This is a genomic window from Blastococcus sp. TML/C7B (genome assembly GCF_016612845.1).
GTDB lineage: Bacteria > Actinomycetota > Actinomycetes > Mycobacteriales > Geodermatophilaceae > Blastococcus.
Genome location: NZ_JAEOAA010000001.1, coordinates 2,441,105 through 2,463,560 on the forward strand (window position 1 = coordinate 2,441,105; position 22,456 = coordinate 2,463,560).

20 protein-coding genes, 3 pseudogenes and 3 riboswitches are annotated in these 22,456 nt (G+C 76.3%); of the genes and pseudogenes, 7 read left to right on the forward strand and 16 right to left on the reverse strand.

The features are described 5' to 3' along the window. Nucleotides 1–40 precede the first annotated feature (40 nt). From JKP76_RS22440 to JKP76_RS11850, 7 genes and pseudogenes are all read right to left on the reverse strand, one after another. Nucleotides 41–511: pseudogene (locus tag JKP76_RS22440) on the reverse strand (aminotransferase class I/II-fold pyridoxal phosphate-dependent enzyme); the annotation flags it as partial. Beyond that, complete coding sequence (locus JKP76_RS11825) at nucleotides 508–873, reverse strand: cobalamin biosynthesis protein (RefSeq protein WP_200490996.1); 366 nt, start codon at nucleotides 871–873, stop codon at nucleotides 508–510. The gene JKP76_RS11825 and the pseudogene JKP76_RS22440, both read right to left, overlap by 4 nt. Then, complete coding sequence (locus tag JKP76_RS11830) at nucleotides 870–2,294, reverse strand: cobyrinate a,c-diamide synthase (protein ID WP_309232926.1); 1,425 nt, start codon at nucleotides 2,292–2,294, stop codon at nucleotides 870–872. Before JKP76_RS11830 ends, JKP76_RS11825 begins: the two co-directional genes overlap by 4 nt. Next, entirely contained in the window at nucleotides 2,291–2,905 is a 615-nt protein-coding gene (gene cobO / locus JKP76_RS11835) for a cob(I)yrinic acid a,c-diamide adenosyltransferase (protein WP_200490998.1), read from the reverse strand. The genes JKP76_RS11830 and cobO overlap by 4 nt, the downstream gene beginning before the upstream one ends. Before the next feature lies 1 nt (nucleotide 2,906). Further along, nucleotides 2,907–4,958, reverse strand: a complete 2,052-nt coding sequence (locus JKP76_RS11840) for a putative cobaltochelatase (protein ID WP_200490999.1) — start codon at nucleotides 4,956–4,958, stop codon at nucleotides 2,907–2,909. A 77-nt stretch (nucleotides 4,959–5,035) separates the two neighbouring features. Further along, a riboswitch (cobalamin riboswitch) is annotated at nucleotides 5,036–5,108 on the reverse strand. Between the two features lie 65 nt (nucleotides 5,109–5,173). Then, nucleotides 5,174–6,673, reverse strand: a complete 1,500-nt coding sequence (locus tag JKP76_RS11845; RefSeq protein ID WP_200491000.1) for a cobyric acid synthase — start codon at nucleotides 6,671–6,673, stop codon at nucleotides 5,174–5,176. Further along, nucleotides 6,670–7,608, reverse strand: coding sequence for a cobalamin biosynthesis protein (locus JKP76_RS11850; protein WP_200491001.1), 939 nt, complete (start codon nucleotides 7,606–7,608; stop codon nucleotides 6,670–6,672). Before JKP76_RS11850 ends, JKP76_RS11845 begins: the two co-directional genes overlap by 4 nt. Nucleotides 7,609–7,662: 54 nt before the next feature. On the opposite strand from JKP76_RS11850, the gene cbiE reads away from it, so the two are divergent. The 3 genes from cbiE to JKP76_RS11865 are packed head-to-tail and all read left to right on the forward strand — an operon-like array spanning nucleotide 7,663 to nucleotide 10,384. Beyond that, the gene (gene cbiE / locus JKP76_RS23460) at nucleotides 7,663–8,892 is read left to right on the forward strand and encodes a precorrin-6y C5,15-methyltransferase (decarboxylating) subunit CbiE (protein ID WP_200491002.1); all 1,230 of its coding nucleotides are present in this window, start codon (nucleotides 7,663–7,665) and stop codon (nucleotides 8,890–8,892) included. Nucleotides 8,893–8,897: 5 nt separating this feature from the next. After that, entirely contained in the window at nucleotides 8,898–9,638 is a 741-nt protein-coding gene (gene cobM / locus JKP76_RS11860) for a precorrin-4 C(11)-methyltransferase (RefSeq protein ID WP_200491003.1), read from the forward strand. Next, on the forward strand, nucleotides 9,635–10,384 hold the full coding sequence (locus tag JKP76_RS11865; protein ID WP_200491004.1) for a cobalt-precorrin-6A reductase: 750 nt from the start codon (nucleotides 9,635–9,637) through the stop codon (nucleotides 10,382–10,384). The genes cobM and JKP76_RS11865 overlap by 4 nt, the downstream gene beginning before the upstream one ends. Here JKP76_RS11865 and cobJ read toward each other — a convergent pair. The 7 genes and pseudogenes from cobJ to JKP76_RS11895 form a co-directional block, all read right to left on the reverse strand. Then, nucleotides 10,372–11,400, reverse strand: a complete 1,029-nt coding sequence (gene cobJ / locus JKP76_RS11870) for a precorrin-3B C(17)-methyltransferase (RefSeq protein WP_309232927.1) — start codon at nucleotides 11,398–11,400, stop codon at nucleotides 10,372–10,374. The two genes, JKP76_RS11865 and cobJ, sit on opposite strands and share 13 nt — an antisense overlap. Nucleotides 11,401–11,503: 103 nt before the next feature. Further along, a pseudogene (locus JKP76_RS20950) lies at nucleotides 11,504–11,953 on the reverse strand (SAM-dependent methyltransferase); the annotation flags it as partial. Next, nucleotides 11,950–12,570, reverse strand: a complete 621-nt coding sequence (locus JKP76_RS11875; RefSeq protein ID WP_200491405.1) for a precorrin-8X methylmutase — start codon at nucleotides 12,568–12,570, stop codon at nucleotides 11,950–11,952. The pseudogene JKP76_RS20950 and the gene JKP76_RS11875, both read right to left, overlap by 4 nt. Nucleotides 12,571–12,590: 20 nt before the next feature. Then, nucleotides 12,591–13,748, reverse strand: a complete 1,158-nt coding sequence (locus JKP76_RS23465; RefSeq protein ID WP_200491005.1) for a nitrite/sulfite reductase — start codon at nucleotides 13,746–13,748, stop codon at nucleotides 12,591–12,593. 108 nt (nucleotides 13,749–13,856) lie between these two features. Further along, nucleotides 13,857–14,624, reverse strand: a complete 768-nt coding sequence (locus tag JKP76_RS11885) for a CbtA family protein (RefSeq protein WP_200491006.1) — start codon at nucleotides 14,622–14,624, stop codon at nucleotides 13,857–13,859. A gap of 13 nt (nucleotides 14,625–14,637) precedes the next feature. After that, nucleotides 14,638–14,841: a CbtB-domain containing protein gene (locus JKP76_RS11890; protein WP_200491007.1), complete on the reverse strand. Its 204-nt coding sequence runs from the start codon at nucleotides 14,839–14,841 to the stop codon at nucleotides 14,638–14,640. A 33-nt stretch (nucleotides 14,842–14,874) separates the two neighbouring features. Beyond that, nucleotides 14,875–15,047, reverse strand: a riboswitch (cobalamin riboswitch). After that, complete coding sequence (locus tag JKP76_RS11895) at nucleotides 15,044–15,787, reverse strand: (2Fe-2S)-binding protein (RefSeq protein WP_200491008.1); 744 nt, start codon at nucleotides 15,785–15,787, stop codon at nucleotides 15,044–15,046. Its footprint overlaps the riboswitch before it by 4 nt. Nucleotides 15,788–15,933: 146 nt before the next feature. Here JKP76_RS11895 and cobF point away from each other — a divergent pair, with 146 nt between their 5' ends. From cobF to JKP76_RS11910, 4 genes and pseudogenes are all read left to right on the forward strand, one after another. Further along, nucleotides 15,934–16,698, forward strand: a complete 765-nt coding sequence (gene cobF, locus JKP76_RS11900) for a precorrin-6A synthase (deacetylating) (protein ID WP_200491009.1) — start codon at nucleotides 15,934–15,936, stop codon at nucleotides 16,696–16,698. Between the two features lie 70 nt (nucleotides 16,699–16,768). After that, nucleotides 16,769–16,838: riboswitch (cobalamin riboswitch) on the forward strand. Between the two features lie 647 nt (nucleotides 16,839–17,485). Further along, nucleotides 17,486–19,885 (forward strand): annotated as a pseudogene (locus tag JKP76_RS11905) (cobaltochelatase subunit CobN); the annotation flags it as partial. 76 nt (nucleotides 19,886–19,961) lie between these two features. Beyond that, a complete protein-coding gene (locus JKP76_RS22465; RefSeq protein WP_255522530.1) occupies nucleotides 19,962–20,543 on the forward strand; it encodes a cobaltochelatase subunit CobN in 582 nt (193 codons plus the stop codon). Between the two features lie 24 nt (nucleotides 20,544–20,567). Then, complete coding sequence (locus JKP76_RS11910) at nucleotides 20,568–21,224, forward strand: HhH-GPD-type base excision DNA repair protein (protein WP_309232928.1); 657 nt, start codon at nucleotides 20,568–20,570, stop codon at nucleotides 21,222–21,224. Between the two features lie 32 nt (nucleotides 21,225–21,256). Here the strand turns inward: JKP76_RS11910 and JKP76_RS11915 are convergent, their stop codons facing one another. Continuing rightward, nucleotides 21,257–21,862: a DUF305 domain-containing protein gene (locus JKP76_RS11915; RefSeq protein ID WP_242471278.1), complete on the reverse strand. Its 606-nt coding sequence runs from the start codon at nucleotides 21,860–21,862 to the stop codon at nucleotides 21,257–21,259. A 103-nt stretch (nucleotides 21,863–21,965) separates the two neighbouring features. Further along, on the reverse strand, nucleotides 21,966–22,373 hold the full coding sequence (locus JKP76_RS11920; RefSeq protein WP_200491010.1) for a four-helix bundle copper-binding protein: 408 nt from the start codon (nucleotides 22,371–22,373) through the stop codon (nucleotides 21,966–21,968). Nucleotides 22,374–22,456: the final 83 nt, after the last annotated feature.

Below are 22,456 nucleotides of genomic sequence, written 5' to 3' on the forward strand. Positions count from 1 at the left end.
CGGCGAACGCCTCGTCGACGACGAGCACCCGGCCCGGTCGCGCGAGGGCGGCGATGTCCGCTGCCGGGTGCAGCACCGAGGTCGGGTTCGTGGGGTTGCCGAGCACGACGAGGTCGGCGTCCCCGGGGACGGCCGCCGGGTCGAGCCGCCGGCCGTCGTCGGCGCTCAGCACCACCCGGGTGACCGGGTGCCCGGCCGCGCGGAGCGCCGCCTCCGGCTCGGTGAACGAGGGGTGCACCACGGCGGCGAGCCGGGGGCGCACCGCCCGTGCGACGAGGACGAAGACCTCGGCGGCGCCGGCGGCCAGCAGCACCTCCTCGACGGGGCGGCCGTGCGCGGCGGCGACCGCCGCACGGGCGGCGACGGGGTCCGGGTAGGCGGCCGACGCGTCGAGGGACGCGTGCAGGACGGCGCGCAGCCAGGGGGGCGGGGCGTCAGCGCGCACGTTGACCGCCAGGTCGACCAGGCCGGGGCCCAGGTCGGCGTCGCCGTGGTGGCGCAGGTCGGTCACCGGGCCACCGCCACGGTGACCCGGCCGACCACCGTCTTCGGCACCAGGAGCGAGCCGCCGCCCAGCAGGGCGGCGGCCTCGGCCACCGAGGCGGTGCCGACCGCAGCCGCCACCCGGTCGGACGGGGACGGCACGAGGACGGCGGCCAGCACGGCCGCCGGGGAACCGACGAGCTGCCAGCCCCGCCGGGTCGCCGCCTCCACCAGGCCCGGTTCGGCGAGCCGGGCGTCGAGCGTCGCGAGGCGCACACGACCGGGCGCGGCCGGCAGCACCGCGTCCACGGCGGCCAGCACCGCGTCCACGGCGGCCAGCACCTCGTCGGCGCCCACCCCGCTCGACGTCCCCACGCCCACGGTGATCACGGGCGCTCCGCCGGTTCGGGGACCCGCAGCGGTGCCGCGCGGACGTCCTCCGGTCGTCCGGCGGTGGCGCACGCCGCGACGAAGCGTTCGGCAAGCCGCGGGCTGCCGGCCCAGTTGAGGTGCAGGTAGGAGGCGTGCACGGAGCCGGGGGTGAAGCCCTCGGCTCCGGTCGGGGACCAACGCCAGGCGCCGTCGCGACCGACCGGGGGATCGGCGCGCGTGCGGTGGAACTCGTGCCCGCGCACCCGGGCCCCGGCCGGGGCCAGCACGGAGTCACCGACGGCGACCGCCTCCCGGTACCCCAGGGTCAGCCGGGGGGACATCGCCGTGACGACGTCGAGCACCCCGCACATCGGCCTGCCGTCGAGCTCGCGGGCCAGGTAGAGCAGCCCGGCGCACTCGGCGGCGATCGGCGCACCGCGCGCCGCGAGTGCCGCGATGCCGGCGCGCAGGGTTCCGTTCGCGGACAGCTCGGCGGCGTGCACCTCCGGGAAGCCGCCGCCCACGACGAGGCCCGCGGTCCCCGGTGGCAGCGCCTCGTCGCGCAGCGGGTCCACCGCCACGACCTCCGCACCGGCCGCCTCGAGCAGCTCGGTGTTCTCGGCGTAGCCGAAGGTGAAGGCGGGGCCGCCGGCCACCGCGATCCGCGGGCGGCCGGGTGCCGGCGTGACCTCGTCGGCCGGGTCCCACGGCGCGGCGTCCAGCGGGGGAGCGGAGCGTGCGAGGGCCAGCACGGCGTCCAGGTCGACAGCGTGCTGCACGACATCGCCGAGCAGGCGGACGGTCGCCACGGCGGCGTCCGATCGCTCCGCCGCCGGGATCAGCCCCAGGTGCCGCGACGGGGTGCGCAGCCGCTCCATCCGCCGGACCGCGCCGAGCACCGGCACCCCGGCGGCGGCCAGCGCATCGCGCAGGATCGCCTCGTGCCGGTCGCTCCCGACCCGGTTGAGGACCACGCCACCGAGCCGGACGCCGGGGTCGAACGTGGCGAAGCCGTGCACGAGCGCGGCCACGGAGCGGGCCTGCGAGGAGCCGTCGACGACGAGCAGCACCGGCGCCCGCAGCAGACCCGCGACGTGGGCCGTCGATGCGAAGCCGGGCTCGACCGACGGGTGGGTGGCACCGTCGAACAGGCCCATCACGCCCTCGACGACGGCGACGTCGGCGGGACGCGGGTGCAGCGCACCCCGCAGGAACAGCGGGGCGATGCGGTCCTCGCCGACCAGCCAGGGGTCCAGGTTGCGGCCCGGGCGGCCGGCGGCGAGGCCGTGGTACCCGGGGTCGATGTAGTCGGGACCGACCTTGTGCGGGGAGACGGCGAGCCCGCGGGCGGTGAGCGCGGCGATGAGCCCCGTGGCCACCGACGTCTTGCCGGCGTTCGAGGAGGGGGCGGCCACGACGAGCCGCGGCACTGCCGTCACCACTCGATGCCTCGCTGTCCCTTCTGGCCGGCGTCCATCGGGTGCTTCACCTTGGTCATCTCGACCACGAGATCTGCCGCCCCGATCAGCGCCGGGTGGGCGTCCCGGCCGGTGATGACCACGTGCTGGGCGCCCGGGCGGTGCGTCAGCGTCTCGACCACGTCGTCGACGTCCACCCAGCCCCACGTCAGGGGGTAGGTGAACTCGTCGAGCACGTAGAAGCGGTGCGCCTCGGCGGCGAGGTCGCGCTTGATCTGCGCCCAGCCCTCGGCGGCGTCCGCGGCGTGGTCGGACTCGGTGCCCGCGCGGCGTGACCAGCTCCAGCCGGAGCCCATCTTGTGCCAGACGACCGGCCCGCCTTCGCCGGTCTGCTCGTGCAGGCGGCCCAGCGCGGTCAGCGCGTTCTCCTCGCCGACCTTCCACTTGGCGCTCTTGACGAACTGGTAGACCGCGATCGGCCAGCCCTGGTTCCAGGCGCGCATCGCCATCCCGAAGGCGGCGGTGGACTTGCCCTTCATCGGGCCGGTGTGCACGACGAGCAGCGGCCGGTTGCGCCGCTGCCGCGTGGTCAGCCCGTCGGCCGGGACGGCCTCGACCTGCCCCTTCGGCATCTCAGGCCACCTGCCGGGCGTCGCGCACGGTCGCGGCGAGGCCGTCGGCGGCGAGGTCGCCCGTGCTCAGGGTCGGCCCGCCCAGGACGGCGCCGAGGGCCGAGGCCAGGCCCAGCCGGACGGGCCCGGACTCGCAGTCGACGACGACGGCGGCCACCCCCGAGGCGGCGAGCAGCCGGGCGGCGGCGTGCGCCTCGGCGAGAGGGGCACCGCCCCGTGCGCCGGTGGCCCGACCGTCGGTGACGACGACGAGCAGCGGGCGGCGGCGCGGGTCCCGGATGCGCTCCACCCGCAGCACCTCGGCGGCGCGCAGCAGCCCGGCGGCCAGCGGGGTGCGGCCGCCGGTGGGCAGCTCGGCGAGCCGCGCGGCGGCGGCCTCGATCGACCAGGTGGGCGGCAGGGCCAGCTCCGCCTCCGCACCGCGGAAGGTGACCAGCCCGACCTTGTCCCGGCGCTGGTAGGCGTCGACCAGCAGCGAGAGGACCGCACCCTTGACCGCGCCCATCCGGGCGCGCGACCCCATCGAGCCGCTGGCGTCGACGACGAAGAGCACGAGGTTGCCCTCCCGCCCCTCGAGCGTCGCCTGGCGGAGGTCCTCCCGGACGATCCGCAGGCCGGGGCCGGTGCGGCCGCGCGCCCGCTGGTGCGGCGCGGCGGCGAGCACGGTGTCGGTGAGGTGCAGCTTCGTGACGTTCGCGACCGGGCGGGTGGAGCCGACGACCCGGCCGCGCTCCGAGCGGGCGCGGGACCGGCGGCCGGCCGCGCCGGCACCGATGCCGGGCACCTCGAGCCGTCGCGCGCGGAACGTCCCGGACGGTGCGGCCGCCGCCTGGTCGGGGACCGGCGCGGCATCGGTGCGGCCGCCGCCCTCACCGCGCGGCGCCGTCGTCGGGGACCCGCCGTCGCCGTCCGGGACTTCCTGTACCGGAAGTCCCTCGTCGTCCGGGACTTCCTGTACCGGAAGTCCCTCGTCGTCCGTGGAGGAGACGTCCGGGTCGCTCGGCGGGGGAGGTGCACCGCCGCCGTCCCCGGGGCCGTCGTCCTCCGGGCGGCTGTCGGCGAGCGCCTGCTCCAGGCTGTCCTCGTCGAGGCCGGGGGCGTCGAGGGGATTGCGCCGGCGGCGGTGGGGGAGCGCGAGGCGGGCGGCCACCCGGACGTCGTCCTCGGTCACCTCGTCGCGGCCGGACCAGGCGGCGTGCGCCATGGCGGCGCGGGCGGTGACCAGGTCGGCGCGCAGGCCGTCCACGTCGAAGGCGGCGCACACGGCGGTGATCTGCCGCAGGGCGGCGTCGGAGAGCAGCACGCGGGGCAGCCGGGCCCGGGCGTCGGCGATCCGGTCGGCCAGCGCGGTCTCCTCGGCCGCCCACCCGGTGGCGAAACCCGTCGGGTCGGCGTCGGAGGCGAACCGCCGGCGCACCACCTCGGCGCGGACCGCCGGGTCCCGCGGCGCGGCGACCTCGACGGTCAGGCCGAACCGGTCGAGCAGCTGCGGCCGCAGCTCGCCCTCCTCGGGGTTCATGGTCCCGACCAGGAGGAAGCGGCTGGCGTGCCGGACGGAGATGCCCTCGCGCTCGACGTAGGCGGTGCCCATCGCGGCCGCGTCCAGCAACAGGTCGACCAGGTGGTCGTGCAGCAGGTTGACCTCGTCCACGTAGAGGACGCCCCGGTGGGCGGCGGCCAGCAGGCCGGGCTCGAAGGCCTTCACGCCCGCGGTGAGCGCACGCTCCAGGTCCAGCGAGCCGACGACGCGGTCCTCCGAGGCCCCCACCGGCAGCTCGACCAGCCGGGCCGGCCGCTCGGGGCCGGCCGCGGTCGGCTCGTGCGGGCCGTCGGGGCAGGCGGGATCGGGGGCGGCCGGGTCGCAGGCGAAGCGGCAGCCGGGCACGACGGCGACCGGCGGCAGCACGGCGGCCAGGGCGCGGACCGTCGTCGACTTCGCCGTGCCCTTCTCGCCGCGCACGAGCACGCCGCCGACGGCGGGGGAGACGGCGTTGAGCAGCAGGGCCAGTCGCATGTCGTCCATGCCGACGACGGCGCTGAAGGGGTAGGTCATGCGTGGATACGGCGCACGGGAGCACGCTTCCTCTCCCCGGGTGTCCACGCCCGGAGGTGGCAGGAGCGCGACGGCGGGAGTTCCTGACTCACCGACCCGGGGGCCGGCTCACAGTGGCGGGACCGCGCCGGAATCTCACCGGGCTTCCTCCACTGCCGTCGCGTGTGGCGGCGTCATGCAACCACAGCCTCCCGGCGGCCGGACAGCCCCGGGGGTCAGGCGCCGGCCGCACCCGGCGGCAGCAGCGGCAGCCCGGAGGGGGCGCCGGACTCGATCAGCCGCCACAGCGCGTCGGTGTCCGCGTGCTCGGCGATCAGGTCGCCGAGCCGGTCCAGCCGGGCCTCGCGGACGGCGGCGAAGTCGGTGTCCGGCGCTGGCACGAACCGGCGACCGGTGGTGCGCGCGACCTCGGCGAGGAACGCGCGGCGGAAGCCGTCGTTCTCCAGCGCGCCGTGCCACGTCGTGCCGGAGACCGCCCCGGCCTGCGCGCCGTCCAGGAAGGGCTCGGCGCCGTCGTCGACGGTCACCACGCCGTGGTGGATCTCGTAGCCGGTGACCTGCTGGCCGAGGGCCGACCCGGTCGGGCGGCCCAGGGTCTTCTCCCGCTCGAAGCGCACCTCGGTGGGCAGCAGACCGAGCCCCGCGACGGTGCCGGCGCGGGACTCGACGGCGTCGGTGATGCTGCGGGCCAGCATCTGGTGCCCGCCGCAGATGCCGAGCACCGGCCGGCCGGCCGCGGCGTGCCGGGAGACCGCCTCGGCCAGCCCGGTCTCCCGGAGCCAGCGGAGGTCGGCGACCGTCGCGCGGGTACCGGGCAGGACGACCAGGTCGGCGTCGGCGAGGTCCTCGGGCCGGGTGACGTACCGGACCAGGACCCCGGGCTCGGCGGCGAGCGCGTCGAGGTCGGTGACGTTCGACAGGCGCGGCAACCGGGCGACGGCGACGCGGAGCACCTCCTCGCCGTGCGGGGGGGCGCCCGACACGGCGCCGGTGGGGACGCCGAGGGAGTCCTCGACGTCCAGCTCCAGGCCGCCGAGCCACGGCAGCACGCCCAGCGTCGGCCGGCCGGTGAGCCGTTCCAGCTCCACCAGGCCCGGCTCCAGCAGGCGGACGTCACCGCGGAACTTGTTGACCAGGAAGCCGGCGACCAGCCGCTGGTCGGCCGGCGGCATCAGCGCGACCGTGCCGTAGAGCGCCGGGAAGAGCCCGCCGCGGTCGATGTCGCCGACCACCAGCACGGGCAGGTCGGCCGCCGTCGCCAGCCCCATGTTGGCGATGTCGTCGGCGCGCAGGTTGATCTCGGTCGGGGAACCGGCGCCCTCGCAGATCACGACGTCGAAGCGGGCGCGCAGGTCGGCCAGGGAGGCCAGGGCCTGCTCGAGCAGGGCGGCCTTCATCGGCCGGTAGGACAGCGCGGTGACGTCGGCGACCGCCCGGCCCAGCACCACCACCTGGCTGGAGTTGTCGCCCCCGGGCTTGAGCAGCACCGGGTTCATCGCCGCCTCGGGCACTACCCGCGCGGCCGCGGCCTGCATGACCTGCGCCCGGCCGATCTCGGCGCCGTCGGGGGTGACCACGGAGTTGTTGCTCATGTTCTGCGCCTTGAACGGCGCCACCGAGACGCCCTCCCGGGCCAGCCACCGGCAGATGCCCGCGGTGACCACCGACTTGCCGGCGTCCGACGTGGTGCCGGCGACCAGCAGCGCCCCGCTCACGGCCGGCTCCGCAGCAGCCGACCGCCGACCGCCAGCCCCGTGGCGCCGAGCCAGATCGCCCGCGACAGCCGCACCGCGGCCGTGATGTCGGCCGGCCCCGGCGCCCGTCCGGAGCCCAGCGCGGGCCGGACCTCGACCCGGGTGCCGTAGACGTTGCGCCCACCGAGCCGCACACCCAGCGCGCCGGCTGCGGCCGCCTCGCAGCGGCCGGAGTTGGGGCTCGGGTGGGCGGCGCCGTCCCGGAGCCAGGTGCGCAGCGCGCCGGCGGCCGAGCCGCCGGCCACGGGTGCGCAGGCGACCGTGAGCGCGGCGGTGAGCCGGGCCGGCAGCCAGTTGGCGACGTCGTCGAGCCGGGCGGCGGCCCAGCCGAAGCGCGCGTAGCGCGGCGAGCGGTGCCCGACCATCGCGTCGAGGGTGTTCACCGCGCGGTAGCCGAGCAGCCCGGGGAGCCCGGCCACCGCACCCCAGAACAGCGGCGCGACGGCGGCGTCGGAGGTGTTCTCGGCGACCGACTCGACGGTGGCCCGGGCCAGGCCGTCCGCGTCGAGCGACTGCGGGTCCCGGCCGGCGAGCGCCGGCAGGGCCGCCCGGGCGGCGGCGAGGTCGCCGGCGTCCAACGCCGTCCGCATCCGCTCGGCGGCCCGGCCCAGCGAGGTGCCGCCGAGCACGGCCCAGGCGGCCACCGCGGTGGCGACGGTCCGCGCCGCCGGCCGGCGGCGCGTGCCGCGGTCAACGAGCACGCCGATCCCGGCCGCGCCCGCGACCAGCGCGGCGGTGTGGCCGGCACCGGCGGCCCGGGAGTCGCGCCAGACCCGGCGCTCGAGCCCGGCTGCGACGGCACCGAAGCCGGCCACGGGGTGGGCGCGCCGGGGGTCGGCCAGCAGCAGGTCGGCGGCGGCGCCCAGGGCGAGGCCGGCCGCGATCGGGGTGTCCATCGCCGGTCATCGTGCCAATGGGCTCCGCGGACCCCGTGCCTAGGATCGCCCGCTGTGCGCGCCGACGAGCAGGGGACGAGCGCGCCGGTGACCGTCGTGGGCATCGGCGCCGACGGCTGGGACGGGCTGCCGCCGGTCGCCCGCCGGGTGATCGAGGGCGCCGACGTCCTGCGCGGGAGCGCCCGCCAGCTCGGGCTCGTGCCCGGCGACGTGCCGGCCGAGCGGGTGCCCTGGCCCTCGCCGATGGCACCGGCGCTCGCCGCCCTGCCGGAGGCGCACCCCGGCCGGCGCGTGGTGGTCCTGGCCAGCGGCGATCCGATGCTCTCCGGGGTCGGCACCGCGCTGGTCCGGCTGCACGGACCCGGCGCGGTGCACGTCCTCCCGCACCCCTCGTCGGCGAGCCTGGCCTGCGCGCGGCTGGGCTGGGCGGTCGAGGAGACCGCCCTCGTGACCGTCGTCGGACGGGCGCTGGAGCTGGTCACCCCGCACGTGACCCCCGGGCGCCGGCTGCTCGTGCTGGGCTCCGACGGTGGCACGCCGGCGGAGGTGGCGGCGCTCTGCGCGCGGTTGGGCTACGGCGCGAGCCGGATCACCGCGCTCGCCCAGCTCGGCGGGCCCGCCGAGCACGTGCTGACCGGATCGGCCGCGGACTGGCCGCACGGCGTCGTCGACCCGTTGGTCGTCACCGCGGTCGAGGCGGTGGCCGACGAGGCCACGGTGCCCCTGCCGGTGGTGCCCGGGCTGCCCGACGAGGCGTTCGAGGACGACGGGCAGCTCACCAAGCGGGACGTGCGGGCGGTCACGCTGGCGCGGCTCGCGCCGCTGCCGGGCCGGCTGCTGTGGGACGTCGGCGCCGGGGCGGGGTCGATCGGCATCGAGTGGATGCGCGCCCACCCGTCCTGCCGGGCCGTGGCGGTCGAGAGCCGGCCGGACCGCGCGGCGCGGATCCGCGGCAACGCCGCCCGGCTGGGTGTCCCCGGACTGCAGGTCGTGGAGGGGCGGGCGCCCGAGGCCCTCGCCGGGCTGCCCGCCCCCGACGCCGTCTTCGTCGGCGGCGGGGCGACGACCCCGGACCTGCTGGACACCTGCTGGGCCGCACTCCGGCCGGGCGGGCGGCTGGTGGTCACCGCGGTCACGCTGGAGAGCGAGGCGGTGCTGGCCGGCTGGTTCGCGCGCGTCGGGGGTGACCTGGTCCGGCTGTCGGTCGCGCACGGCTCGCCGGTCGGTTCGTTCACCGGCTGGCGACCGGCCATGCCGGTGACCCTCCTCAGCGTGGTTCGGTAGCGGCCATGACCGTGCACTTCATCGGCGCCGGACCGGGTGCGGCCGACCTCGTCACCGTCCGCGCCGCCCGGCTCATCGCGAGCGCTCCGGTGTGCCTCTACGCGGGCGCGCTGGTGCCGCGCGAGCTGCTGGACACCGCGCCCGAGGGCGCCCGCCTCGTCGACACCGCCGACCTGGACCTGGACCAGATCACCGCGGAGCTGCTGGCCGCCCACGAGGCCGGGCTCGACGTCGCCCGGCTGCACTCCGGCGACCCGTCGGTCTACAGCGCCATGGCCGAGCAGATGCGCCGGCTGGACGCGCACGGCGTGCCCTACGACGTCGTGCCGGGGGTGCCGGCGTTCGCCGCGGCCGCCGCGTCGCTGAAGCGGGAGCTCACCGTGCCCGGCGTCGGGCAGACCGTCGTGCTCACCCGGACCTCGGCCCGCTCCACGCCGATGCCCGCGGGGGAGCAGCTCGCCGCCTACGCCGCGACCGGGGCCACGCTCGTGCTGCACCTGGCGGTGCAGCGGCTCGGCGAGCTCGCGCCGCAGCTGGCCGAGCACTACGGGCCCGAGGGGCCGGTCGCCGTGGTGGCCCGTGCCAGCCGGGACGACGAGCTGGTGCTCCGCGGCACGCTGGCCGACATCGCCGCGCAGGTCGAGGCGGCGGGGGTGCGCCGGACGGCGGTCGTCGTCGTCGGGCCCGTGCTGACCGCGGGGCAGTTCCCCGACAGCCACCTGTACTCGACGACGCGACCGCGGTGAGCGGGACGCCGCCGGGGCGGGTGCTGGTGCTCGGCGGCACCGGCGAGGCGCGCCGGCTGGCCACGGCCCTGGTGGACGAGGGCGTCCCGGTGCTCAGCTCCCTGGCCGGGCGGGTCGCCGATCCGGTGCTGCCGCCCGGTGACGTGCGCGTCGGCGGCTTCGGGGGCAGCGATGGGCTGGCCGCCTGGCTCTCGGCGCACCCCGTCCAGGTGATCGTGGACGCGACGCACCCGTTCGCCGTCGCGATGACCGCCTCGGCCGCGACCGCCGCCGCGGCCACCGGCGTCCCGCTGCTGCGCCTCCAGCGCCCGGGCTGGACGGCGGAACCCGCCGACGACTGGCGCTGGGTCGACTCGCTGACCGGGGCGGCCGAGGCGGTGCGCGGCTTCGGGTGCGTCTTCCTCACCACCGGGCGCCAGGGGCTGGCCGCCTTCGCGACGCTCACGGCGCACTGCGTCGTCCGCTCGGTCGACCCCCCGGACCCGCCGTTGCCGGCGCGGACCACCGTCGTCCTCGAACGCGGCCCGTTCAGCCTCGCCGACGAGCTCGCGCTCCTCCGCGAGCACGCGGTGGAGGTCCTCGTCACCAAGGACAGCGGCGGCGCCATGACCGCGGCCAAGCTGACCGCCGCCCGCGAGCTCGGGCTGCCCGTGGTGGTCGTGCGCCGGCCGCCCCTGCCTCCGGGGGTGCCGGTGGTGGGGACGGTCGACGAGGCGCTCTCCTGGCTGCGGGGTCAGCCCGGGTAGGTCCGCGACGTCCAGACCAGGCCGGAGGGCCCCACCCGGGTCTGCGACGAGCCGATGATGAGCAGGCACCGCATGTCGACGGTCTCCGGGTCCAGGTCGCCCAGCGTGGTCACGGTGAGGCGTTCCTCGGCCCCGCCGACGTCCCGGCCGACGACGACCACCGTCTCCGGCGCTCGGACCTCCAGCAGCGCCTGCTGTGCCTCGCCGAGCTGGTGCGGGCGGTGCTTCGAGCGCGGGTTGTAGAGGGCGATGACCAGGTCGGCCGCGGCCGCGTGGCGCAGCCGGTCGAGGACGACGTCCCACGGCTTGCGGACGTCGGACAGCGACAGCACGCAGAAGTCGTGCCCGAGCGGGGCCCCCACCTTCGAGGCCACCGCCTGGGCCGCGGTGAGGCCGGGCACCACCCGCACCGGCACCCCCGCGAACTCCGGCCGCTCGGCCACCTCCAGCACCGCGGCCGCCATCGCGAAGACCCCCGGGTCGCCGCTGGAGACCACGGCCACCCGCCGGCCGGAGCGGGCCAGCCCGAGGGCGTGCGCGGCGCGCTCGGCCTCCACCCGGTTGTCGGTCGGGAAGCGCTCCTGGCGGGGGTTGGCCGGCACCCGGTCCAGATAGGGCCCGTAGCCGATCAGCACCTCGGCGCAGGCCAGCGCGTCCGCGGCCTCGGGGGTGGTCCAGTACCGCGCCCCCGGCCCCAGGCCGACGACGACCACCTGGCCGGTGGCCGTGCCGCCACCCGGGTCCGGCTCGGCTCCGGGCAGCTCGCCGGTCAGCGGGCTGGGCAGCAGCGCGAGGGAGAAGTAGGGAACCGTCTCCGGGTCGACGTCGGCCAGCGGCGCCGTGCGCTGCCCGACGGTGGTGGCGCGCTCGACGTACAGGGCGCGGTCGAGGACGCCCGCCCGCTCGAACGCCTCGCGGACGTGCGGGAACGTGCGGCCGAGCTTCATGACCGCGGCCGAGTCCGTCGTGGACAGCCACTCGGTCAGCTCGTCGGCGGGCAGCGTGCCGGGGAGCACGGTGAGCACCTCGTCCCGCTCTACCAGCGGCCGGCCGACGGCCGGCGGCGGCGCCGCTCACGCTGGTCACGCCCGGGACGACCTCGGTCGGGTAGCGGTGCGCCAGCCGCTTGTGCATGTGCATGTACGAGCCGTAGAAGAACGGGTCGCCCTCGGCCAGGACGACGACGTCGCGGCCGGCCTCGAGGTGCGCGGCCAGCCGGGCGGCCGCGGCCTCGTAGAACTCGTCGATGGCGCCCTGGTAGCCGCCGGGGTGGTCGGTGGCCTCGGTGGTGACGGGGTAGACCAGCAGCTCCTCGATCTGGCCCGCGCGCAGGTAGGGCTCGGCGATGCCGCGCGCCACCGACCGGCCGTGGCGGGCCGCGTGGAAGGCCACGACGTCGGCCGCGCCGATGAGCCGGGCGGCCTTGACGCTGACCAGCTCCGGGTCGCCCGGGCCCAGCCCGACCCCGTACAGCCGTCCCTGTCCGCTCATCGCTCCTGCTTCGCTCCCGCGGGGCCCTCCGCTCCTCGCTCGTTCCTCGCTGCGATGCTCACGCCCCTGTCCGCTCATTCGACGTCGCTCGCGATCGCGTTCACCGCAGCCGCGGTGATCGCGCTGCCGCCGCGGCGGCCGCGGACGACCAGGAAGTCGAGGTCGGAGGCGGCCAGCGCCTCCTTCGACTCCGCGGCGCCGATGAAGCCGACCGGGATTCCGAGGACGGCGGCCGGCCGGGGCCCGCCCGCGGCGACCATCTCCAGCAGGTGGAACAGCGCGGTGGGGGCGTTGCCGATCGCGACGACGGCGCCCTCCAGGCGGTCGCGCCACAGCTCGGTCGCGGCGGCGGTGCGCGTGGTGCCGAGGTCGGCGGCGAGGGCGGGCGTGCGCGGGTCGTCCAGGGTGCAGACCACGTCGTTGTCCCGGGGCAGCCGGCGCCGGGTGACGCCGGACGCGACCATCCGGACGTCGCAGAGCACCGGCGCCCCGGCGTCCAGAGCTGCCCGGGCGCGCTGGACGACGGCGGGGGACCAGGCCACGTCCTCGACCAGGTCGACCTGCCCGCAGGCGTGGATCATCCGCACGGCCACGCGGGCGACGTCCGCGGGCATGCCGCGCAGGTCCGCCTCGGCGCGGATGGTCGCGAACGACTGCCGGTAGATCTCGGCGCCGTCCCTCTCGTACTCGTGCAGGTGCTCGGGCATCGGCGTCGCTACGTTCCGTTCGTGATCAGGTAGCCGTCGCCGGTGGCGACGACGTCGAGGACAGGGCCTGCGGGGCGGCCGCAGCGGCGGGCGCAGCCCACCCAGTGCTGGCGGGTGCCGCCCGCCGGGAGGGCGCCGGCCGTCACCGCGCGGACGACGTCGGCCCGGACGTCCGCGAGGGAGTTCGCGCATCCCGGGCGTCCGGCGCAGGAGGTGACCTGCAGCCAGGCGCTGCCCGGGTCCAGGACCAGGCCGGCAGCGGTGAGGGTGGCCGTGGCCGACGCGTCCGGCAGGTCGGGGACCACGACGCTCCGCCAGGGGGTGAGCTGCAGCTCGCCCCTGGACAGGTCGGCCAGCAGCAGCGCCTGGTCGGTGGTGAGCCGGCCCAGCGGGACGACGGCGGTCAGCGCCGTCCGCCCGTCGTCCTGGTGCACGGCGCCGGCCGGTCCGGCCGGGAGGGGAGGGGCGGGCGCGATCCGCACGGGCACCGGGTCGCCGAGGGTCGCGGCGACGCGCGCCGGCCCGTCGGCCAGCTCGCCGAGCCGCCACGCGGTGCCGCCCTGCGCCGCGCGCTCGGCGACGAAGGCGCGGGACGCGGCCAGGGCCAGATCGACCGCGCCCGCGTGATCGGCGCGCAGCCCGCTGTCGTGGCCGGCCAGCAGCAGCGCCGCGCTGCCCGGCCCGAGCGCCCGGAGCGCGACGTCCGCGCCCTGGCCGGCGACGTCGCCGCGGCCGTCGTCGAACGCGACCAGGAACCGGCCGGGGAGTGCGGCGAGCGACGGGTCCCCGCACAGGCCGGTGTCGAAGGCCCGGACCCAGGGGCGGACGTCGACCAGCCCTCCGGACCGCCCGGTGAGGGCGCTGGCCAGCACGTTGCGGGCCGTCTCGTGGGTCTCGCTCGGGAGGAGCCCGGTGTCGGCCAGCCGCGCGCCCAGCTCTCCCTCGGCGCCGTCGAGGAGCCCGCGCAGCTGCAGGTTCCCCCGGCTGGTCAGCTCGAGCGCGGCGTCGCCGAGGTCACGGGCGGCCGCCGCCAGCACCCGGCACTGGTCGGCGGTGAGCAGCCCTCCCGGTACGCGCACCCGCGCGAGCCGGCCGTCCGCGGCGGCATGGGTCCGGAGCGCGCCGGGGCAGGCGTCGGCCCGGTTGCGGGCAGGGGTGGGGGTCACGGCGATACCTGGGGGTCGGGTCGTCGGTCGGAGACGTCGACGCGCACGGGGTGGCCGTCCACGGCGGGACGGCCACCCCGTGCGGTCGCACGGGGCGGGACGCGCCGGTCAGCGCACCCGGGGACCGCGGGTGGCGCGATCGGCGAACCACCCGCCGGCCAGCCCGATGCCCGCCCACAGGACGGCCAGCTGCCCCAGCGACGCGAGCCGGAAGTCCCAGACCACGGCCGCCGGGACGTCGGCGGCGATCACGTCGGGGTTGTCCGGCACGAGCACCAGGACCAGGGCGAGCGCGACGGCGGAGGCCACCACCGCGGCCACCGTCGTCCCGGGCACGCCGACGCCGCGGGCCCGCAGCGCCTGGACCAGCACGCCGACCAGCACGGCGGCGACGACCCCGCACAGCAGGGTCGCGCCGTAGATGGCGGTCCGGGTGCCCACCGTGTCCGGGTCGCCCACGGCCGGCGGGCTGGCGGGCAGCTTCAGCGCCGGCAGCAGCGCCAGCACCGCGAACCCGACGGCGGCGAGGACGGTCACCCGGGCGAAGTCGGTGCGCCCGGGGAGCCGGTGGCGGACGGCGCCGTAGACGGCGGCGAAGACCACCGCCAGGACGACACCGGCCAGCACCGTGCCCAGGAAACCGCCGACGAGCTGCTCGCCGCGGCTGAACAGCTCCTCGCCGTGGTCGTGGCCGGCCTCGCCGGCGGTGCGCGCCTCCTCGAGGTCGAGCGCGGGCGCGATGGCCCGCTCGGTGACCAGGAGCGAGAAGACGCCCGCCAGCGCCCCGGCGACGAGGCCTCCCGCCACGAGGCGGGAGAACAGCGTGCCGAAGCCGGGCGGCTGGGTGGTGGACGGTCGGTCGAGGACCTCGGTCATCTCCCGTGCCCCGTCAGTGACAGGGCATGCCCAGCGAGTGCCGGGCGTCGTGGAAGAACTCGTGCGCGGTCCCGCCCATCGAGGCGAGCACCGCCCCGTTGTCCTGGGCGATGAGGTAGAGCCCGAACAGGCCCAGCAGGGCGAGTGCCCAGGCCCAGGCGGGGACGGCGATGCGGGATGCGGCGGTCGCCGGGTGCGCGTGCGGAACGGAGGTCATGACTGGGAAACCTTTCTTCCATGCCTCGTGGAGTGGGATGGTGCGCGCCGCAGCAGGTTTCCTGACTCCCGGATCGTCGCTCGCCCCGACCTTCCCGGTCATGTTCTGACCAGTGGTGCCATGCGGGGTCTGCTCCTCGGTCACAGTGGCGAGGACCGTGCCGGATTTGAACCGGCTTCCCTGACACTGCGGCGGTGGGACCCTACGCCGGGTCGTCGGGCGTGCCCCCGGGCGCCTGCCGGAGGACGCAGTCACCGCAGGTCCCCGCGCCGGGGATCCGGTAGAAGAGGCAGCACGACCGGCGGACGAAGGAGCCGTCGCTCCGGTGCGAGCCGGTGCCGGCCAGCGGGCCGCTGCGCAGCAGCGCCCTCAGCACCTCGTCCGCCGCCGCGGCCAGCCCTGGGCGGGCCTGCGCGGCCATCCGCAACGCGCCGGCCGTCGCGGAGACCACGTTGCCGGCGAGCACCTGCGGCGGGACGCCGGTCGCCGTCCGGACCGCGTCGCCGAGGGGTGCGATCGCCGGCGCCAGCCAGTGCTCGTCGAACGCGCCGGCCAGCTGCTCGGATCCGCCGGCCGGCACCGCTCGCGGCAGCGTGACGGCCAGCGGGTGGGGGTTGGTGCCCGACAGCCGCAGGTGCACCGACGACGTGGCGGACACCGGCAGCGTGCCGGTCAGCAGCGCCGCGCCGAGCACGGGTGCGACCAGCCGGGCGACCAGGCCGAGGTGGGCGATCGACGCCCCCACGACCGGGTCCACCGCCGGGGAGCCGGGGCCGCCCGCGAGGACCGTGCGGACCTCGGCCAGCCGGCCGCCCAGGACGGCGGGGTCGGCGGTCAGCCGGTCCCAGGTGACCCAGTCCGGGCCCGCGTCCGGGGAGGTCGCGAAGAACGGCCCGAGGTCGGCCGCGGCGGCCAGCGCGGCGCGCGCGGCGGGGTCCCCGGGCATGCGCACAGCATGCCGTGCGCCGCGGGCGTGCCCGGAGCGCGCGCCCGGTCGGTGGCGGCGGGCCGGGTGGTCTCGGTGACACTGTCCCGGTTCGGACACCCACCGGTGGCTCCCGTCCCGGACCCACCCGTACGGAAGGGGCGCGCGTGCGTCGCCTGCTCGTCATCGGCATCGGCGCCGGGGATCCCGCCTTCGTCACCGTGGGTGCCGTGGAGGCGCTCAACCGGGTCGACGTCTTCCTCGTGCTCGACAAGGGGCCGGCGACGGCGGACCTCACGCGCGCCCGCCGCGACGTGTGCGAGCGCTTCATCACCCACGACCGCTGGCGGCTGGTGGAGCTGGCCGACCCGGAGCGGGACCGCCGCACGCCCGCCTACGAGCGGGCCGTCGACGACTGGCGCGACGACCGCGCGGCGCTCCTCGAGCAGGCCCTCGCGGACGAGGTGCCCGACGGCGGGACCGCGGGCTTCCTCGTGTGGGGTGACCCGTCGCTCTACGACGGCACGATCCGGGTCATCGAGAGCATCGCGGCGCACGGCTCGATGGACCTGGAGTGGGAGGTGGTCCCGGGGATCACCAGCGTGCAGGCGCTCACCGCCCGGCACCGGATCCTGCTCAACCGGGTGGCGGGCGCGGTGCACCTGACGACGGGCCGGCGGCTGGCCGAGGCGTTCCCGGACAACGCCGACGACGTCGTGGTCATGCTCGACTCGCACCTCGTCTGCCGGAAGTACGCCGACCAGGACCTCGACATCTACTGGGGGGCCTACCTGGGCACCGAGGACGAGATCCTCGTCAGCGGCAAGCTCGCCGACGTCATCGACGACATCGCCGACGAGCGGGCCGCGGCCCGCGAGCGCAAGGGCTGGGTGATGGACACCTACCTGCTCCGCCGTCCCGAGCGGGCCTGACGGGCCCGGCCGGCCCGTCGCCGGGCCGGCGCGGCGCTCGCGGTAGCGTGCGCCCATCGCGGCAGTCAGCGAGGAAACCGGTGCGATTCCGGTGCGGTCCCGCCACTGTCAGCCCCGAGAACGGGGTGAGCCAGACACTCCGGCTGCCGTGCCCGACGACCCGGGGCGCGGACCCCGAGTGAGGAACGCGCCGTGAGCGACCCTGCCTCCAGCACCCCTGCCTCCAGCACCCCTGCCTTCGCGTTGCTGTCCACCAGCGACACCGACCTGCTCTCCGCCCGCGCCTCGGGCGCCGGCTGGCGGCTGGGCAACCCCGCCCGGCTCGACGGCGCCGCGCTCGCCGCGATGGTCGAGGGCAGCGCGCTGGTCGTCGTCCGCATCCTGGGGGTGCGGCGGCAGTACGAGGAGATGCTGGCCCCGCTGCTGGCCGGCCCGGCGCCGGTCGTCGTCCTCGGCGGCGAGCAGGTGCCCGACGCCGAGCTCATGGAGCTGTCCACCGTCCCGATGGGGGTGGCCACCGAGGCGCACGGCTACCTCGCGCAGGGCGGCCCGGACAACCTCGTGCAGCTGCGCCGCTTCCTGTCCGACACCGTGCTGCTCACCGGCGAGGGTTTCGAGCCGCCGTCGGTCGCGCCCGACTGGGGTGTCCTGGACCGCACCCCGCGCCGCACCGACGGCCCGGTCGTCGCCGTCCTCTACTACCGGGCGCACCACCTCTCCGGGAACACCGGCTTCGTGGAGTCGGCTGTGCCGCGCGGTCGAGGACGCCGGCGGGCGGGCGCTCCCGGTGTTCACCTCCTCGTTGCGGTCGGTCGACCCCGGGCTGCTCGAGACGCTGCGGGGTGCGGACGCCATGGTCGTCACGGTGCTCGCGGCCGGCGGGGCCCGGCCGGCCACGGCCCAGGCCGGCGGGGACGACGGCGCGTGGGACGTCGGCGAGCTCGCCGCTCTCGACGTCCCGGTCATCCAGGGCCTGTGCCTCACCCGGTCGCGCGCCGAGTGGGCCGCGGACGACGACGGGCTCTCCCCGCTCGACGTCGGCAACCAGGTCGCCATCCCCGAGTTCGACGGCCGGCTGATCAGCGTGCCGTTCTCCTTCAAGGAGACCGACGAGGACGGGCTCACCTCCTACGTCGCCGACCCCGAGCGGGCCGCCCGCGTCGCCGGGACCGCGGTCGCGCACGCGCGGCTGCGGCACACCCCGCCCGGGGAGCGGCGGATCGTCGTGATGCTGTCGGCCTATCCGACCAAGCACGCCCGCATCGGCAACGCCGTCGGTCTGGACACCCCGGCGTCCGTCGTCCGGCTGCTCGCCGCGATGGCCGGCCAGGGCTACGACATCGGGCCGTTCGACGGGCCGGACGCGCTGCCCGGCGTGGCCGAGCTCGACGGCGACGCCCTGTTCCACGCGCTCATCGCCGCCGGTGGGCAGGACGCCGACTGGCTCACCGAGGAGCAGGTCTCCGGCAACCCGGTGCGCATCCCGGCGGCCGCCTACCGCGCGCACTTCGACTCCCTGCCCGCCGACCTGCGCGAGACGGTGGAGGAGCACTGGGGCCCCGCGCCCGGCTCGCTGTTCGTGGACGGGGACGACATCGTGTTCGCCGCCCTGCGGGCCGGCAACGTCGTGGTGATGGTCCAGCCGCCCCGCGGCTTCGGCGAGAACCCGATCGCGATCTACCACGACCCCGACCTGCCGCCCTCGCACCACTACCTCGCGGCCTACTGGTGGCTGCGCTCGGAGTTCGGCGCGCACGCACTCGTGCACGTGGGCAAGCACGGCAACCTCGAGTGGCTGCCGGGCAAGAACGTCGGCCTGTCCGCCTCCTGCGGTCCGGACGCCGCGCTGGGCGACCTGCCGCTGATCTACCCGTTCCTCGTGAACGACCCGGGCGAGGGGTCGCAGGCCAAGCGCCGCGCGCACGCCACCCTGGTCGACCACATGGTCCCGCCGATGGCGCGGGCGGACAGCTACGGCGACATCGCCCGGCTGGAGCAGCTGCTCGACGAGCACGCGAACGTCGCGGCGATGGACCCGGCGAAGCTGCCCGCCGTCCGCGCGCAGATCTGGACGCTGCTGCAGGCCGCGAAGCTCGACGCCGACCTGGGCCTGCACGAGCGCCCCGAGGACGACCACTTCGACGAGATGATCCTGCACGTCGACGGGTGGCTCTGCGAGATCAAGGACTCCCAGATCCGCGACGGCCTGCACGTGCTCGGGGCGCCGCCCACCGGGCAGAACCGCGTCGACCTCGTGCTGGCCATGCTGCGCGCCCGCCAGATCTGGGGCGGTTCGGTCGCGCTGCCCGGGCTGCGCCAGGCGCTGGGCCTGGTGGAGGACGGCACCGCGGGCCTGCAGGAGACCGACCGCGTCGAGGCGCTGGCCGAGGCGCTCGTCCAGGGGATGGAGAGCCGCGGCTGGACGGTGGCGGCGGTCGGGGACGTCGTCCGCGAGGTCCTCGACCGCGACGACGCCGGGGTCGCCGCCGTCCTCCGGTTCGCCGCCGAGGAGGTCGTGCCCCGGCTGGACCGGACGACCGACGAGCTCGACGCGACCCTGCACGCCCTGGAGGGCGGCTACGTGCCGGCCGGCCCCTCGGGCTCGCCGCTGCGTGGGCTGATCAACGTGCTGCCGACGGGCCGGAACTTCTACTCCGTCGACCCGCGCGCGGTGCCGTCGCGGCTGGCCTGGGAGACCGGGCAGGCGATGGCCGAGTCGCTCGTCGACCGGTACCGCGCCGACACGGGGGAGTACCCGCGTTCGGTCGGGCTGTCGGTGTGGGGCACCTCGGCGATGCGCACGTCGGGCGACGACATCGCCGAGGTGCTCGCACTGCTGGGCGTGCAGCCGGTCTGGGACGAGGCGTCCCGCCGGATCACCGGCCTGGAGGTCGTTCCGCTCGACGAACTCGGCCGGCCGCGCATCGACGTCACGGTGCGGATCAGCGGCTTCTTCCGCGACGCCTTCCCGCACGTCGTGACCATGCTGGACGACGCGGTGACCCTGGCCGCGGGGCTGGACGAGCCCGCGGAGCAGAACTACGTCAAGGCGCACGTGGACGCCGACGTGGCTACCCACGGCGACCGGCGCCGCGCGACCACCCGGGTCTTCGGCTCCAAGCCGGGCGCCTACGGCGCCGGCCTGCTGTCGCTGATCGACAGCCGCAACTGGCGGGGCGACGCCGACCTCGCCGAGGTGTACGCGGTGTGGGGGGGCTACGCCTACGGCCGCGACCTGGACGGCGTTGCAGGCCCGGCCGGACATGGAGGCCGCGTACCGGCGGATCGCGGTGGCGGCGAAGAACGTGGACACCCGGGAGCACGACATCGCCGACTCCGACGACTACTTCCAGTACCACGGCGGGATGGTCGCCACGGTGCGCGCGCTGACCGGCACCGCGCCGGCGGCCTACATCGGCGACTCCACCCGGCCCGAGCAGGTGCGCACCCGGTCGCTGACCGAGGAGACCGCCCGGGTGTTCCGCGCGCGCGTCGTCAACCCCAAGTGGCTGGCCGCCATGCGCCGGCACGGCTACAAGGGCGCGTTCGAGCTGGCCGCCACGGTCGACTACCTGTTCGGCTACGACGCCACCACCGGCGTGGTCGCGGACTGGATGTACGAGAAGCTCGCCCAGACCTACGTGCTCGACCCGGAGAACCGTGCCTTCATGGAGCAGTCGAACCCGTGGGCGCTGCACGGCATCGCCGAGCGGCTGCTGGAGGCGGTCGACCGGAAGATGTGGGCCGAGCCGGACCCCGCTCTGCTGGCGGAGCTGCAGCAGGCCTACCTCGACACCGAGGGCGACCTGGAGGGCGGGGAGTCCCCGGCGACGGCCCGTCGCTGACCGGCGGAGCGGCACACTGCCGGGGTGCCGAACCTCCGCATCGCCCAGGACGACGCCGCCGACGAGCTGCTGGGCCGCGACCCGCTCGCGCTGCTGATCGGGATGCTGCTGGACCAGCAGTTCCCCATGGAGCGGGCCTTCTCCGCGCCCCGGCTGCTCGCCGACCGGCTCGGCGTCGACACCCTCGACGCCGCGCAGCTGGCCGGCATGGACCCCGAGGCCCTGACCGCGGTGTTCCAGGGGCCGCCGGCGCTGCACCGCTACCCGGGATCGATGGCCGGCCGCGCCCAGGAGCTGTGCCGGCTGCTCGTCGAGCGCTACGACGGGCGCGCGGAGAACCTGTGGGCCGGCGCCACCGACGGCAAGGCGCTGCTCCGCCGGTTGAAGGAGCTCCCGGGTTTCCGGCGCGCAGAAGGCGTCGATCTTCCTGGCGCTGCTCGGCAAGCAGTACGGCGTCGCCCCGGACGGCTGGCGGGAGGCCGCCGGCGCCTACGGCGAGGAGGGCTCGCACCGCTCGGTCGCCGACATCACCGGGCCGGAGTCGCTGGCCGAGGTGCGCCGGTTCAAGCAGGAGCAGAAGGCGGCCGTCAAGAAGGCGGCAGGCGCCGGGTGATGGCAGAGGGATGCCGGACGTCCTGCGCGCAGAGCCCGCTGCAGGCGGAGCAACCGGCCCGTCGCTAGGCGAACGGACGCGCCGCCGCCGCCTCCGCCGGTCAGCCGGTGGGGCAGTCGCGCAGGGCCGACACGTCGAACTCCGGGATGGGACGCGCCGCTGCCTCTTGCGCGGTCGAGGCTTTCCCGTTGCGTTCGATGTCGTCGAGGAGCCAATCCATCTCCATGATCTCCCGGCGCTGGGCCTCGCTGATGGAGACGGCGAGCTCGCAGACGCGGACGTCGGAGATCCCGGCACGCTCTGACCTGGTGATGGCCAGCGAGTGGTGCGGGATCATCGAGCTCATCCAGTCCTCGTCCTGGACGGTCGTCTGACTGCGGTCGAGGAACACCCCGACGCCGAGCAGAACGAGGCTCGCTACCACGATCGCGATGTTGGCCTTGGTGTTGCGGTACATGTTCAGCATCCAGCCGAGCATCACCAGGCCCATCGTCCCGCCCATGGTGAGCGCCATGAACACGCGGCTCTCGCTGAACCGCACGTGACCCCACTCGTACGTGCCGGCGAACATGGCCGCGTACATCACCACCATGGCGGTGAGGATCATCGCCCCGAAGCGCAGGTACATGGTCCTGCTCATCGGGTCGCTGCCGCCGTGGTTCCCGTCATGCGTCTGCGGGGGGTCATGCTCGGCTGGCGAGGCCATGGAGGACTCCGTTCTCGAGTTGGGGCCCCTGCTCGGCCACGCGCGCAGGAACTGGTGCCTTCGTTCCTGACACGGGGAGCAGGAGCGGCGATGGGGAGGTGGGTCAGCCCAGTGCGGAGATGAGCTCCAGGCAGGCTTGTTCGCAACGACGGCAGGACTCCGCACACACCCGGCAGTGCTCGTGCATGGAGGCGTGCCCCCCGCACTCGTCCCCGCAGGCCTTGCAGGCCGCCGCGCAGGCCTCGAGCACCGCGCGGGTCAGGTTCGCGTCGTAGCCGGTGTGACGGGAGAGCACCCGGCCGGTGGCGTCGCAGACGTCGGCGCAGTCGAGGTTGGTGCGGATGCACTTCGTGAGCTCGGCGACCATGTCCTCGGACAGGCAGGCGTCGGCGCAGGCGGTGCAGGCCTGGGCGCACTCGACGCACGCCTCGATGCACTCCCTCAGCTTGTCGCGGTCAACGCCGCCGAGGTCCTTGGGGTAGGTCTCGAGCATCTGGCTGGCAACCGTCATGTCTCCTCCTCCGGGCGCCGGTGGGAGGCGTTCTTTCGACGCATGCGGCTTCCACCGACCACTCGCCACCTACCCCGGGCGTC